The sequence below is a fragment of the Akkermansiaceae bacterium genome (genome assembly GCA_017798145.1).
Lineage (GTDB): Bacteria > Verrucomicrobiota > Verrucomicrobiia > Verrucomicrobiales > Akkermansiaceae > Luteolibacter.
In genome coordinates, this window is sequence record CP059069.1 from 1,844,892 (window position 1) to 1,857,890 (window position 12,999).

Consider the following 12,999-nt stretch of genomic DNA (forward strand, 5'->3'; position numbering starts at 1 on the left):
TATGCTTGCCGGAGATGAAACCGGAAAACGAAGGATCCGACATCCTCGGCGAGGAGATCCACGACCTTGCCGACCATGAGGGGATACTCGGTGTCAGAGCGGATCCGGCGCATGGACGTTTGGAAATCGAGTTTGATCCGAGCCGCCTCAGCGAAGACGAACTGAGGGATGTTGCATCGGAGCACGCCTCCGGGCTTGCGATGGAACTGAAGAAGCTCAGCTTCCGGCTCGAAAGCTCCGGCTGCGAGGCGGGTGCGCTGAAGCTGGAGAAAAAGGTCGGCAAGATCCACGGAGTCCGCCGCGCCACCGCCACTTACCTCGGCAAGGTGCTCTGCCTCACTTTCGATTCATCGGTTGCCCCGGAGAAGGATGTCATAGCCGGACTGAAGGAGACGGGAGCAAACATCGGGCCGCTTGAGCTCGGGAAAAAGGAGGAGAAACCGCTCGCCGCAAAGATCCGCTCCGGCGAGCTGAACGAGGAGATTTCCTGCGGGCTCGGCCTGCTGTTCCTCATAGCTGCTTTCACGGTGGAGAAAATTTCCGGGGTGAACTGGTGGACGCATGGCCTCTACCTCGGAGCCTACGTTTTCGCCGGGCAGGAGGGGGTGAAATCCGCCATCGCATCGCTAAAGGAGAAAGTACTCGATGTGGACGTGCTGATGGTGCTCGCGGCCATTGGCGCCGCCATCGTGGGTGCGCCTTTCGAGGGTGCGTTGCTGCTGTTCCTCTTCGGCTTTTCCAACGTCCTCCAGCGCTACGCCATGGAGCGCACCCACCGCGCCATCGAGTCCCTGCTGACGCTGCGGCCGGACAATGCGTTTGTGAAACGCAATGGGACTGTCGTCCAGGTGCCGGTCGAGGAACTGGAGATCGGCGAGACGGTGGTGGTGAAACCCGGCGAGCAAATCCCGGTGGACGGCACGCTCTCGGAAGGCAGTACCCACGTCGATGAGTCCTCGCTCACCGGCGAGTCCATGCCGGTGACGAAGAACCCCGGCAGCACTCTTTTCGCGGGAACAATCAACCAAAGCGGCGGCATCGAGCTGACCGTCACGAAGCGCTCGGATGACTCAGCCTTGGCGCGGATGGTGAAGCTCGTCGCCGAGGCGCAGGCGGAAAAATCCCGCACCCAGCGCTTCCTGGAAAAGGCGGAGCAGTGGTATGCGATGGGGGTCATCCTTTTCACGATCGGCGTGTTCCTCGTGCCATGGCTGTTTTGGGGAGAAACCTTTGGTCCCGCGTTCTACCGGGCGATGACCATCATGGTGGTCGCCTCGCCGTGCGCGCTGATCATCAGCACCCCGGCCACCGTCCTTTCCGCCATCGGCGGCGCGGCGCGGCGCGGAATCCTGATCAAGGGCGGATCCCACCTGGAGCGCGCAGCTACGATAGACATCGTAGCAGTGGACAAGACAGGCACGCTCACCGTCGGCAAGCCCTCGCTCACAGAAATCGTTTCGCCAAAGGGGCGGCATGAGTTCGGCGACGACCTTCCGCCGGAGGCCATGGAAATCCTGCGCATCGCCGCCGGGCTGGAAGAGAGATCGGAGCACCCGCTCGCCCATGCCGTTGTTGTCGCGGCGAAGAAACTGAAAATCACCTCCCCACCTGCCACCGCCTTCCAATCCACCACCGGCAAGGGCGCCGAAGCCACAATCGAAGACAAGCGCTACGCCATCGGCAGCGAACGCTGGTTCCGTGAGATCAAGGCCGTGGGCTTCGATTCTTTCGCCGAGCTCTCCAAACCCCTCCAGGAAAAAGGCCGCACCTGCATCTGGCTCGGCCTGCGGGAAGGCGACAAGGTCACCGCCCTCGCCGTCCTCGCCATGGCCGATACGATACGCCCCGAAGCACGGGAGCTCACCGCACAGCTGCACAAGCTCGGGGTGAAAAAAGTCGTCATGCTCACCGGCGACCACAGGCTCGTGGCGAAGACCATCGCCGAGGAGGCGGGAGTCGATGAGATCCAGGCGGAGCTGCTGCCGGAGGACAAACTGAAGGTCATCGTCGAGCTCAAGAAGGAGGGCCGCGTGATGATGGTCGGCGACGGTGTGAACGACGCCCCCGCCCTCGCCACATCCGATCTCAGCGTAGCAATGGGAGCCGCAGGCACCGATGTCGCCATGGAAACCGCCGACGTGGTGCTGATGGGCGACCGCCTGGAAAACATCCCCCTCCTCCTCAGCCACTCGCGCCGCGCAAGGCGCGTCCTCGTCCAGAATCTCGTGTTTTCAGCCGCCGTGATCATCACACTGGTCATCGCCGCGCTCGGCTTCGCCCTGCCGCTGCCCATCGGCGTCGTCGGCCACGAGGGCAGCACCGTCATCGTCTGCCTCAACGGCCTGCGCCTGCTGATGATAGGGAGATCTGCAATCTGATCAGCGGCGCCCCAGGCCCTGCGATGGGAAAAACAGCCTCGCGATCCCATTGACCAGGCCAACGAACATCCGGAAGGCGACGAAGAGCACCACGGCAACCATCCCGACAGCCACGATGAGCACCAGCGCGATGGATCCCAGGACGATCCAGAGCGGCCACCACCTCGCGTCCAGCCTCTTCACCTGCCCCTGCCAGTTACCCCAGCGCGCCCAGGGGGCGCCCTTTGCGGATTCCTCCCGAACGGGTTTCGGCTCCACGGCGATTCCGTCGATCTCGACGACCTCCGCCTCGATGGTTGGTTCATTGCCGCTCATTCCGTGCCGAAGCTAACCCATCCAGCGGAAAATCAAACCTTGAAACCCGGGCACGGAAAAGCGGCCCGACGGATCAGCCACAGGGAAAACCCAATAACCCGAGGCGTCTCAGTCGGACCGCCAACGATAAGGAAAGCATGCATCGTGCCAAGATTCACGGCGCATCTCCGGAGTTCCAGCCGCCATGCACGGCGGGGATTGACAAAGGCACCGGCGGAACGTGGCATGTGCGGGTGCGTGTTACGAAAGTGCCGGAGGGCGGAGCCAAGAAAAAGTTGCTGGACGCTGCGGAAATCCTTGTGGCCGCGAAAGGCTTCGATTTCGTCTCGGTGAGAGATGTTACGGGTGCCGCCGGGGCGAACGTGGCAGCGGTGAACTACCACTTCGGCAGCCGCGAGGGGCTGATGGATATGGTCATCGCAAAACTCCTCGATCCCCTTTGCTCGGCACGCAGGAAAGCGCTGGAGAGCGCCGACAAACGCACCGCCACCGAATCCCTGGTGCGTTCCTACGTGACCGCCATTGCGGAAACCGCAGCCTCCCTCGGCATGCAGGCCCCGCTTTTCCCTCGTCTCGCGGGGCGCATCCTGGCGCTGCCTGATGAGGCGCTGCCTGGCGCGCTCGCGATGGAACGGCGGGACACAAGTGCCTTGTATCTCAGCGCGATGCCGCAAGTCCGGCCAGCCGACTGGGCGTTCTTCGAGGCGGGGTTGGCACAGTCCCTCATCGCCTGCGCGGACTCCTCGGATCTCTCCGCGTTGCAGGAGCATTGGATCGCCTTCGGGCTGCGCGGGCTTTGCGTGGCGGGAAATGCGAAAAAGCCGGAGGCCGAGCCCCAGCTGAAAGAGGCCAAAGAGGACGAGGCCCAGGGGATGCTCTTCGATTTCTAGGCAGGGGCAGGCAAGCCTTCTTTCGGGATGAGTGCGTAGATCACCGTGCCTTCGGGGGCTTTTGTCAGCTGGTTGGGAGCGGGGCGCAGGCCCTTGGAATCGCCGAGAAACATTACGATGGCAGCGGGGTAGGTTTCCCGGAATTTCGCGAAATCGAATTTCTCCGTCATCTGGGATTTTTTCATCTGCCCGCCTTCCGCGACGATCTTGGAGAGCAGGGCGTGATCCGGCCTGTCCATGAAAAGGTTCTGGCTGCGGATCTCGTCGGATATGGATTTCCTGTGGTGCCCCTCGCGGTCCAGCGGCGCGAGCTGCCACACACCGCCGCGCCCGAACTGGTGGATGAAACGCTGCGCGGCCATCGAGTTCACCTCGTCGTTGGTCGTCACCGCCGCGAGGGTGGCGATGCCATTGAGATCCAGCTCCTCCTCGGCGAACTCGGAGAGGATGTTCGCCCGCTGCGCCTCCAGGCCCATCATTTTTGCGGCGGATACGTTGGGGAAATTCGTATCCAGGAGGAGCACGCGGTGGCCATCGTCGTGGAGGGCCTTGGCGGCCATGCGCACCCATGGATCCGCCCCGGCGAAGAGGATCCCGCTGGCGTTCCTCGCCGCGAGTCCGAGGTGGCGGGCGAGCGGCGAGGCGGCCAAGCCATAGATCAGCACGGTGCCGACGATGATGAGGAACACCAGCGCCACGAGCTCATGGGATTGCCTGAGGATCACCGGCGAAAGCTCCCCGAAGCTTCCCGCCAGCGCGGCCTCCTCGAACTCCAGCGCGAAGATCGAGGTGACGGCGGCGGCAACGATGCCGCGCGGTGCCAGGAAGGCCAGGAAGGTGCGCTCCTTGGGGCTGGTCCTCTTCGAGAAAACCAGCGATGCGAAGACCGAGAGCGGCCTGCCGATGAGGACGAGGAAGCCGAGCAGGCAAACCCCCTTGAGCCACACGCCGCCGAGCTCCGCGGCCGAGATGCGCCCGGAGAGGACGATGAAAAGCGCGGAGATGATCAGGATGCGGAGGTTTTCCTTGAACTCCAGGATATGCCGCACGGAAACGGAGCGCTGGTTCGCGAGGGCGATGCCAAGGACAGTCACCGTCAGCAGACCCGCCTCCTTTTCAAGCATGTTCGATCCGGTGAAGGCCAGCGCCACCACGGCGAGCAGGAACACCGGCTGGAGGTAATCCGGGACCAGGTGACGGCGCAGCATCAGCTCCACCCCTTTCGCAAGCACCAGCGCACCGGCCACGCCGACGGCAAGCATGATGCCGAGCGATTTCAGGACGTCCGCCTGCGCGATCGCCATGTTCCCCGCGATGGCGATCTTGAAAACCAGCACGGCGAGGATGGCCCCGATGGGATCGACGACGATGCCCTCCCATTTCACGATCGCGGCCATCTTGCGGGTGGGGTTCACATGGCGCAGCAGCGGCGCGATCACCGTGGGCCCGGTGACGGTGAGGATGCTGCCGACGAGGGCGGCGAGGCGGATGTCATAGCCGAGCGCGAATACCATGAAGGCGGTGGTCAGCGACATGGAAAAGATCACTGCGAGCGTGCAGAGCCGCAGGATGGGCAGGCCGGAGACCCTGAGTTCGGAAAATTTCAGGGTCAGCCCACCCTCGAAGAGGATGATGGCCACGAACAGCCCGACGGCCGAAAGCAGCGGGCTGGTATGGCCGTCTCCGGGCGCGAGGAAATCATCGATGCGGACGCCGGAAAACTGCCCGAGAGCGAAGCCGAAGCCGAGCAGCAGGAGGATGGAGGGCAGCTTGAATTTCCATGCGATCCACTGCGCTGCAACGCCTAGGATCAGGATCAGGGTGAGGTATGCTAGGGGTGACATAATAAGAAAATCTACCACTCGATGCCGACACCTTCCTCGGGGATGAGGACGCGGTCGCTGATGCCGAGGCGGTCGGCCTCGGTGAGCAGGCGTTCGACGGGTTCCTGCAAGGCTTCATTTCCGAGCGGGAAGGTGCCGTAGTGCATGGGGATGAGGACTTTCGCGCCGAGATCCGCGAAGGCGCGCACTGCCTGCTCCGGGTTCATGTGCACATCGCGGCCGCTGGGCGAATCGTAGGCGCCGATGGGCATGAGCGCGACATCGATCCTGTGCCTTTTGCCGATTTCCGCGAAGCCATCGAAATAGGTGCTGTCGCCGCAGTGGAAGACGCTCTTGCCGCCGGCGTTGACGATGTAGCCTCCGTAATCGCGGTGGGTGTCATGCACATAGCGCGCGCCCCAATGGTGGCTGGGTGTGTGGACGACGCTCATCCCGGCGATCTCCAGCTCGTCCCAGACCTTGACCTCATGGATCGCGGGGAAACCGAGTTTTTTCACGAGCGATGCGCTGCCCATGGGGACGACGATCCCTTCCGTGGCACGCAGGATCTTCAGGCTGGGCTTGTGCAGGTGGTCGAAGTGGGCGTGGGTGACGAGCACCAGATCCACCTCCGGCACGCCATGCAGCGGAAGTCCCGGATGCCGCTGCCTCTTCACCGGGCCGTGCCATTTCGCCCAATTCGGATCGACGACGACCGAGTGCCCGGCGAACTGCAGGAAAAACGATGCATGCCCGATCCATGTGATGCGGACGCGGTCGGCATCCGGCGGGGTGAGCACCGGTTCAAGCACTCCGCCACCCATTTTACGGAACATGCCGGGAACGATGTGGTGCCGGAGGAACTTCGCGTTGCGCCCGGGCCAGCCCTTCTGAGGGGCGAGGCCGGAGTAGCGGTTTTCCGGGGAGCGTTTCATTTCTGCAGGCGCTCAGGCACCCGGGTAACCGAGCGCGATTTTTTCCACCCACTCCTCCGCCCGTGCACGGAAGCCTTTCTCGTCCTGTGCGTAGAGGATTCCGCGGGAGACATTGATGACATCCGGGGCGCTGCGTTTCGCGGCGGCGAGAGCGGCGAGATCCCCACCCTGCGCACCGAGGCCGGGGACGAGGAGCGGTGCGTCCGGCATTTTCGGGAGGACTGCCTCCGCATTCGTGAGCCCGACAACGTAGCCGACATCCGTAGCGCGGCCTTCGGATTTCGCGCGCTCGCCCAGGGCGGTGACGAGTTCGAACACCTGCCGCCCATCGGCGAGTCGCTGCTGCTGGAAATCGGCCGAGCCGGCGTTCGAGGTGACGGCGAGGAGATAGACCGCCTTGCCGGGGTGATCGAGGAAAGGCTCGATGGAATCATATCCGAGGAATGGGTTCAGTGTCACGGCATCGACGTTCCAGCCGTTGAAATATCCCTGTGCGTAGTATTTCTGGGTCTCGCCGATGTCGCTGCGCTTCGCGTCCAGGATCACGGGGATTTCCTCCGGGACTTCGGCAAGGATTTCCTCAAGCACCCGGATGCCATCGATCCCCATCGCCTCGAAGTAGGCCATGTTCGGCTTGAAGGCGGCGGCCCAGACGGAGGTTTCCCCGATCACGCGGATGAGGAAATCCTTGGCATAATCCGCGCCGTGTTCGCCGGGACGCGGGTCAAGGCCGACGCAGAGCCTCGATCCGGAGGACTTGATCCGTTGCTGCAGTTTTTCGGTGAAACGCATGGCCTATCCTTGGCCCGCATTTCCGGTTACGCAAAGCAAACTCCTACGGGGCGGGAAGAGTTTTTCGCCCCCGCGATCCGACCCATGCGATGAATGCGAGGGAGGAATAATACGCAAGGAACTCCACCGCCTTGGCCCAGTAGGTGATTTTTTCCTCCCCGCCGGTGCAGCCGCAGCGAATGTCCAGCCCGCGCCACCATGCGGAGCCGACGGCAAGGGCGAAGACCGTGACGAAGCCGAACATAGCCAGCCAGGAGCCCTTGCGCAGCACCCCGAGCATGAAGCAGATCCCCGCCACGATCTCCGCCCATGGCAGGATGTAGGCGACGGCCACCGACATACCCTCTCCGACAAGCTTGTAGTTCGCGATGTCCACCGCGAAGCGATCCAGCCCGCTGACGAAAAGTTTCTCGCCACCCGCGTAGGTGAAATACGCGCCCATCGCCACCCGCAGCGCCAGCGCGAGCATTTCGTCCTTCCGCATTTCCATGGCCGCAATATCTCGCACAAGGGTGGCGCTTGTCACGGATTTCCCAACATCGGCGGCATGTGCCATTCGCCGATCACACATCTTCACGGAATCCGGCTGCCAGGGCGGTTTCACATGTGGTTTGACAAACGGTACGGCGAGAACAGAATGGGTATGTGAACTTAAACCGGATCTTTTTGTTGGCGGTCGCATTTGTAACTTCCGCATCCGGTGCCGGAGCACCCCGCGGGTCCTTCACTGCCGGGGAATATGAAGCAGCAAAGGCGACGGCCAAGGAATCCGGCAAGCCCATCGCGATTGTCATCACGAACATCGTGTCCAGCTGCCCGAAATGCCTTGCGGGCAACGAGATGGTCTTCAAGCGGATGAAATCGGACTACGTTCTGGTCATCGACGATGACGCGGCCAAGCAGGGTGGGACGCTGCCCAAGAACATCAAGCAACTCACCTATCCGATCTACAAATCGAAGGGCAACATCATCCCCATCGTCGCCGTGCTCTCCCCGGAGAACGAAAAGCTGCTAGGTGGCCTGTGCTACAAACAGATCTCCGGGGATGGCGGCAAGGCCTTCAAGACCCTTGATGCGGAGGTGGCAAACGAAATCGCCAATCTCCCGCCCGCCGAGGAAACCAGCCCGGCACCAGGGACACATGTGGCGAACCATGGCATGCAGGATTGGACAAACTCCGAAGGGAAGACGATCCGTGCGGAGGCCGTTTCCCGCACAGGATCATCCGTGAAGCTCAGGCTGCAAAACGGGAAGACGGTCGATTACCCCTTGGACAAGCTATCGGAAGATAGCCGCAAGCTGGTTTCCGACACCCTGGGCGACAACTAGCGGCATTCAGTCCCCGCTCTTGAGCACCTTGATGAAGGCGTCCTGCGGGATGTTCACCTTGCCGAACATCTTCATCTTCTTCTTCCCCTCCTTCTGCTTCTCGAGCAGCTTGCGCTTCCGGGAAATGTCTCCGCCGTAGCACTTCGCGGTGACGTTTTTCCGCATCGCGGAGATCGATTCGCGGGCGACGATCTTGCCGCCGACGGCCGCCTGGATGGCGACGACGAAAAGGTGGGACGGGATCACCTCCTTCAGGCGCTCGGCGAGCTTGCGGCCGTATCCCTCCGCCTTGTCGCGGTGGACGATGGTCGAGAAGGCCTCCACCGGATCGCCGGCGATGAGCATGTCCATCTTCACCATCTTCGCGGCGCGGTAGCCCGCATGCTCGTAGTCCATGGAGCCGTAGCCCTTGGTCTGGGACTTCAGGCGGTCGTTGAAATCGACGAGGATTTCAGAAAGCGGCAGCACGCAGGAAAGCATGACGCGCATGTCGTCGATGGTCTCCGTGTTGGTGACCTCGCCGCGTTTCTCGAGGACGAGCTGCATCATGTCGCCGATGTATTCGCCGGGCACCATGATGTAGACGTTGACGATGGGCTCGCGGATTTCCTGGATCACCTGGGTCTCGGGGAAGAGCGTCGGGTTATCCACCACCACTTCCGTCCCATCGGTGAGATCGACGTGATAGATCACGGAGGGGTAGGTGGATATGACATCCATGTCGAACTCCCGCCGCAGCCTTTCCTGGATGATCTCCATGTGGAGCAGGCCGAGGAAGCCGCAGCGGAAACCGAAGCCCAGCGCGGTGGAGCTCTCCTGGGAGAATGTGAAGGCGGGGTCGTTGATCTGGAGCTTGCCCATCGCCGTTTTCAGCGCCTCGTAGTCCGAGGAATCGACCGGATAGATCCCGGAGAAAACCATGGGCTGGATCTCCTTGTAGCCGGGCAGCGCCTCGGCGCAGGGATGTGTGGAATCGGTCATCGTGTCGCCGATCTTCACCTCGGCGGCGGATTTCATGTTGGCGATGACGTAGCCAACATCCCCCGCGCCGAGAATGTCGCGGGCGCTCATTTTCGGGGTGAAGACGCCGACCTCCTTGATCTCGTAGGTCTTGTCGGTGGCGAAAAGTTTGACCCGCTGGCCGCGCTTGATCGTGCCGGAAAACACCCGGACGTAGGAGACCACGCCGCGGTAGGTGTCGTAGAGGGAGTCGAAAACGGTGGCGCGGAGCAGCTTGTCCGGGTTCTCAACCGGGGCGGGCACACGGGCGATGATGGCCTCCAGGATTTCCTCGATGCCGATGCCGGCCTTCGCCGAGGCGGGGATGCAGTCCTCCGCCGGGATGCAGAGGATGTCCTCAAGCTGCTTCTTGCACTTCGGCACGTCTGCGGCAGGCAGGTCAATCTTGTTGAGGACGGGGATGATCTTGAGGTTCTGCTGCTCGGCGAGGTGGAGGTTCGCGACGGTCTGCGCCTCGACCCCCTGCGCCGCATCAACCATCAGGATCGCGCCCTCGCAGGCGGCAAGCGCGCGCGAAACCTCATACGAGAAATCCACATGACCCGGCGTATCGAGCAGGTTGAGCTTGTAGGTTTTCCCGTCCTTCGCCTTGTATTCCATCGCGACGGGGTGGGACTTGATCGTGATCCCTTTCTCCCGCTCCAGATCCATCGAGTCGAGCTGCTGCGCGGAAGTCTCCCGCATCGTCACAGTGCTCGTCATCTCCATGAGCCGGTCGGAGAGCGTGGTTTTCCCGTGATCGATGTGGGCGATGATCGAGAAATTTCTGGTCAGTTCTGTGGACATGGGCGAAGCGGGCGCATGGATTGCACGAAATCGCCGGAATTGCAGCAAAAAATCGATTCTGCACAAGTCCTTGCTGAGCGGCTCGTTTCCTCAAAAATTGAGGCACGCCCCGAAGGGTCACACCGCCCTTAGGGGACTGCTATCTCCTTGATGCGCCAGAAGCGCGGCGAGGCATCCACAGTGAAGGGAAAAGTGACCGATGTTTCCGTAGTTGTGGCCGGTATCGCGCTACCGACATCCTCCCATGCCTCGGAATTGGTCAGGTCGGTGGTGGTCTGGAGCTGGTACGAGGTTCCGTCGGTGGAAGCCCAGGTGAGTGTTTTCTCTCCCGGCCCCGCATCAACAAATGCCACCAAAGGGATTTCGCGGGCCGGCTCACGGACGGCGAAGCGGTAATCCGTGCCCGAAGCACTCGTTATCGTGTAGGATGCGACGGGTTGGGAGGCGTTATCCAAGACGGAGGAAATCCCCTCCCAAGTCACCGTGTTCCCAAAGTCCACGGTCGCCGATCCGGTGCCTGCCCCCCCCGGCGGGCTGATGGAATTCCCGTTGGTGCCAAACGGGCTGCCGTCCGTTGTCGCGGAGCCGTCCACCCGCACGCCTATGTGGAAAGGCGTGCCGTAGGTGAAATTCACCGTGAAGGGGAGGATCTCCCCGGAGTACGAGGTGGTGGAACTTCCCGCGGCCGCCCCCAGCGAAGCAACGGAACGCCCGCCGCTCGCCCTGCCCGTATCCGTGGTCAGCGGGGTTTCGCTTTCAAAGCCATAAAACACACTGACCGCAGCGTTGGCCCCGTTGTAGAATCCCACGACGTTGTTTGTCACAATCGTACCCCCCCACCCTCACGGATCCGGTGAACGTCCCGGATTGCCCGGTGCGCCCCGGGGCATTGATCGTGACAAGATCCTGCCAGATGCTGAGTCCCGATACACTGGCATAAGAGCTTTCCTGGGGGCTGATCGTCCGGAAAGACTCCGCTTTTACGAACACCCGGCTGATGCCTGAGGAAGCCTTGAGCCGGATGATTGAAAAGTCGCTGAACCCGTTGAAACTGCGCTCTGACGGCCCGCCCGGTGTCACGGTGGCGGGAGGGGTGTTCCGGGAGATGCCATTGGGGTGCGTGATGTAGGAGGAATGATAAACCAGCGTTTCAGACCCGGCATATAACATCCGGGGAAGAACCAACATGGCGAGAACAACGCGGGACATCGGGAGATCGGAGGGAGTCATATACTTATGCAGCCTTCTATCAGGACGCATATATCATAAACGGCTTTCCCGCAAATAGTCAATTTGAAATCAAAGGGAGCCTCCCGGAAACCGATCTCAAAGCCGGCGCATGAACCATCCGGCGCGGAAAATCACCCCGCCCCCACCTCCGCAATTGCGTAGCTGAAATATACGGATTCGCGTAATTCATGCGGCAGCCCGGCTTTGGTAGAAATGTGGCATCCCCAGAGGGAATCCCCCGACAAACAACACCCCCGAAAATGAAAACGAACAACCGCACCCGCACCACATCCCGCGCCGGGATGACACTCCTCGAGCTCACCGTCGTGATCCTCGTCCTACTGTCCCTGATCTCCATCCTTTTCATAGGCGCCCGCGCCTGGAAAAAAGGCAGCGACCGGGCCGCCTGCATCCTCAACATCCGCAACTGCCAACAGGCGCTCCGCGGATATGCCAACAGCTATGGCATCACAGCCGGGAACAACATCCCGGGTGGGAGAACCCGCGAAGATGTGATCATCGGCCCCGGCCTTTTCATGGACAACCCTCCGGTGTGCCCATCCGGTTCCAGCTACACCGGCCTGGGCGTCACCACCATACCCCTCCACGGCGAGCTGCTCATGGAATGCGGCTTCATCGACGGCAGCCTGCACATCCCGGAAAACTACGGCGGCTGGTAAACAACCGGCTCACGCATTCAGCGGCGGGATGCCGAGCTGCTCGGGAAGTGCGAGGCGCGGCCGGTCGGTGAGGATCTCGGGATCGCCGTGGGTGATTAGGACGGTATGCTCGAAATGGGCGGAGGGCTTCCTGTCCTCCGTGATGACCGTCCAGCCATCATCCAGGATGCGAACACCGGGGACGCCGGCGTTGATCATCGGCTCGATAGCAAGCGTCATGCCGGGCATGAGTGTGGGAGATTTCCCGCGCGGACGGTAGTTCGGCACCTGCGGTTCCTCATGGAGCTTCCTGCCGACCCCGTGGCCGACGAACTCCCGGACGATGGTGAAGCCGAAGGGCTCGGCGTATTCGGCGACGGCACCGCAGAGATCCGCGAGCTTGCGGCCCGCGCGAGCCTTGGAAATGGCTTCGTAGAGGGATTGCTCGGTGACAGCGAGAAGGCGCTTCGTTTCCAATGGGATCTCGCCGCAGGCGACGGTCGTCGCGTTGTCCCCGATGAAGCCCCCCTTGGTGATGCCGACATCGATTTTCACGATATCCCCCGGCTGTATGCGGCGCGGGCCGCCTATGCCGTGGACGACCTCCTCGTTGACGGAAATGCAGATCTGGCCTGAGAAACCGCGGTAATTCAGGAACGCGCTCTTGCAGCCGTTTTTCTCCATGAGATCCGCAGCTAGGGAATCGATCTCCTTGGTGGTGACACCGGGGGCGACGGTGGCCGCGAGCTCCTGGAGTATGGAAGAGGCGATGCGCCCGGACTCGCGCATGCGTTCGATTTCCTTCGGGGACTTGATGGGGATACGGGTGCGCATTTGGATAA

Annotated in this window: 12 protein-coding genes; 4 read left to right on the forward strand and 8 right to left on the reverse strand. The window is 62.0% G+C overall.

Annotation, left to right across the window (positions count from 1 at the left end):
• The first annotated feature begins 14 nt into the window (after nucleotides 1-14).
• Nucleotides 15-2,378, forward strand: a complete 2,364-nt coding sequence (cadA, locus tag HZ994_07765) for a cadmium-translocating P-type ATPase (GenBank protein QTN32229.1) — start codon at nucleotides 15-17, stop codon at nucleotides 2,376-2,378.
• Here the strand turns inward: cadA and HZ994_07770 are convergent, their stop codons facing one another.
• Entirely contained in the window at nucleotides 2,379-2,693 is a 315-nt protein-coding gene (locus tag HZ994_07770) for a hypothetical protein (GenBank protein QTN32230.1), read from the reverse strand.
• Nucleotides 2,694-2,830: 137 nt separating this feature from the next.
• Between HZ994_07770 and HZ994_07775 the strand changes: the two genes are divergently transcribed.
• Complete coding sequence (locus tag HZ994_07775; protein ID QTN32231.1) at nucleotides 2,831-3,583, forward strand: TetR family transcriptional regulator; 753 nt, start codon at nucleotides 2,831-2,833, stop codon at nucleotides 3,581-3,583.
• On the opposite strand, the gene HZ994_07780 is transcribed toward HZ994_07775, so the two are convergent.
• Genes HZ994_07780 through HZ994_07795 form a run of 4 tightly spaced genes read right to left on the reverse strand, consistent with a single transcriptional unit; the run spans nucleotide 3,580 to nucleotide 7,689 of the window.
• Complete coding sequence (locus HZ994_07780; protein ID QTN32232.1) at nucleotides 3,580-5,427, reverse strand: cation:proton antiporter; 1,848 nt, start codon at nucleotides 5,425-5,427, stop codon at nucleotides 3,580-3,582. The two genes, HZ994_07775 and HZ994_07780, sit on opposite strands and share 4 nt — an antisense overlap.
• Nucleotides 5,428-5,438: 11 nt before the next feature.
• The gene (locus HZ994_07785) at nucleotides 5,439-6,341 is read right to left on the reverse strand and encodes an MBL fold metallo-hydrolase (GenBank protein QTN32233.1); all 903 of its coding nucleotides are present in this window, start codon (nucleotides 6,339-6,341) and stop codon (nucleotides 5,439-5,441) included.
• Between the two features lie 12 nt (nucleotides 6,342-6,353).
• Entirely contained in the window at nucleotides 6,354-7,133 is a 780-nt protein-coding gene (gene pyrF, locus HZ994_07790; GenBank protein QTN32234.1) for an orotidine-5'-phosphate decarboxylase, read from the reverse strand.
• Between the two features lie 43 nt (nucleotides 7,134-7,176).
• Nucleotides 7,177-7,689 carry a DoxX family membrane protein gene (locus HZ994_07795; GenBank protein QTN32235.1) on the reverse strand — a complete coding sequence of 171 codons (513 nt, stop codon included), beginning with the start codon at nucleotides 7,687-7,689 and terminating at the stop codon, nucleotides 7,177-7,179.
• Between the two features lie 248 nt (nucleotides 7,690-7,937).
• Here HZ994_07795 and HZ994_07800 point away from each other — a divergent pair, with 248 nt between their 5' ends.
• On the forward strand, nucleotides 7,938-8,462 hold the full coding sequence (locus HZ994_07800) for a hypothetical protein (GenBank protein QTN32236.1): 525 nt from the start codon (nucleotides 7,938-7,940) through the stop codon (nucleotides 8,460-8,462).
• A gap of 6 nt (nucleotides 8,463-8,468) precedes the next feature.
• Here the strand turns inward: HZ994_07800 and lepA are convergent, their stop codons facing one another.
• On the reverse strand, nucleotides 8,469-10,268 hold the full coding sequence (gene lepA / locus HZ994_07805; protein QTN32237.1) for an elongation factor 4: 1,800 nt from the start codon (nucleotides 10,266-10,268) through the stop codon (nucleotides 8,469-8,471).
• Between the two features lie 128 nt (nucleotides 10,269-10,396).
• Entirely contained in the window at nucleotides 10,397-11,092 is a 696-nt protein-coding gene (locus HZ994_07810) for a hypothetical protein (protein ID QTN32238.1), read from the reverse strand.
• Nucleotides 11,093-11,758: 666 nt separating this feature from the next.
• Between HZ994_07810 and HZ994_07815 the strand changes: the two genes are divergently transcribed.
• Complete coding sequence (locus HZ994_07815) at nucleotides 11,759-12,178, forward strand: hypothetical protein (GenBank protein ID QTN32239.1); 420 nt, start codon at nucleotides 11,759-11,761, stop codon at nucleotides 12,176-12,178.
• Nucleotides 12,179-12,187: 9 nt separating this feature from the next.
• Here HZ994_07815 and map read toward each other — a convergent pair whose 3' ends face one another.
• Nucleotides 12,188-12,991, reverse strand: a complete 804-nt coding sequence (gene map / locus HZ994_07820; protein QTN32240.1) for a type I methionyl aminopeptidase — start codon at nucleotides 12,989-12,991, stop codon at nucleotides 12,188-12,190.
• Nucleotides 12,992-12,999: the final 8 nt, after the last annotated feature.

Bases quoted from the DNA above. Each gene is read 5' to 3' on its own strand.
- HZ994_07780 (QTN32232.1), bottom strand. From the start codon at position 5,427: ATGTCACCCCTAGCATACCTCACCCTGATCCTGATCCTAGGCGTTGCA.
- pyrF (QTN32234.1), bottom strand. From the start codon at position 7,133: ATGCGTTTCACCGAAAAACTGCAGCAACGGATCAAGTCCTCCGGATCG.
- HZ994_07815 (QTN32239.1), top strand. From the start codon at position 11,759: ATGAAAACGAACAACCGCACCCGCACCACATCCCGCGCCGGGATGACA.
- HZ994_07770 (QTN32230.1), bottom strand. From the start codon at position 2,693: ATGAGCGGCAATGAACCAACCATCGAGGCGGAGGTCGTCGAGATCGAC.
- HZ994_07775 (QTN32231.1), top strand. From the start codon at position 2,831: ATGCATCGTGCCAAGATTCACGGCGCATCTCCGGAGTTCCAGCCGCCA.
- HZ994_07795 (QTN32235.1), bottom strand. From the start codon at position 7,689: ATGGCACATGCCGCCGATGTTGGGAAATCCGTGACAAGCGCCACCCTT.
- lepA (QTN32237.1), bottom strand. From the start codon at position 10,268: ATGTCCACAGAACTGACCAGAAATTTCTCGATCATCGCCCACATCGAT.
- map (QTN32240.1), bottom strand. From the start codon at position 12,991: ATGCGCACCCGTATCCCCATCAAGTCCCCGAAGGAAATCGAACGCATG.
- cadA (QTN32229.1), top strand. From the start codon at position 15: ATGAAACCGGAAAACGAAGGATCCGACATCCTCGGCGAGGAGATCCAC.
- HZ994_07785 (QTN32233.1), bottom strand. From the start codon at position 6,341: ATGAAACGCTCCCCGGAAAACCGCTACTCCGGCCTCGCCCCTCAGAAG.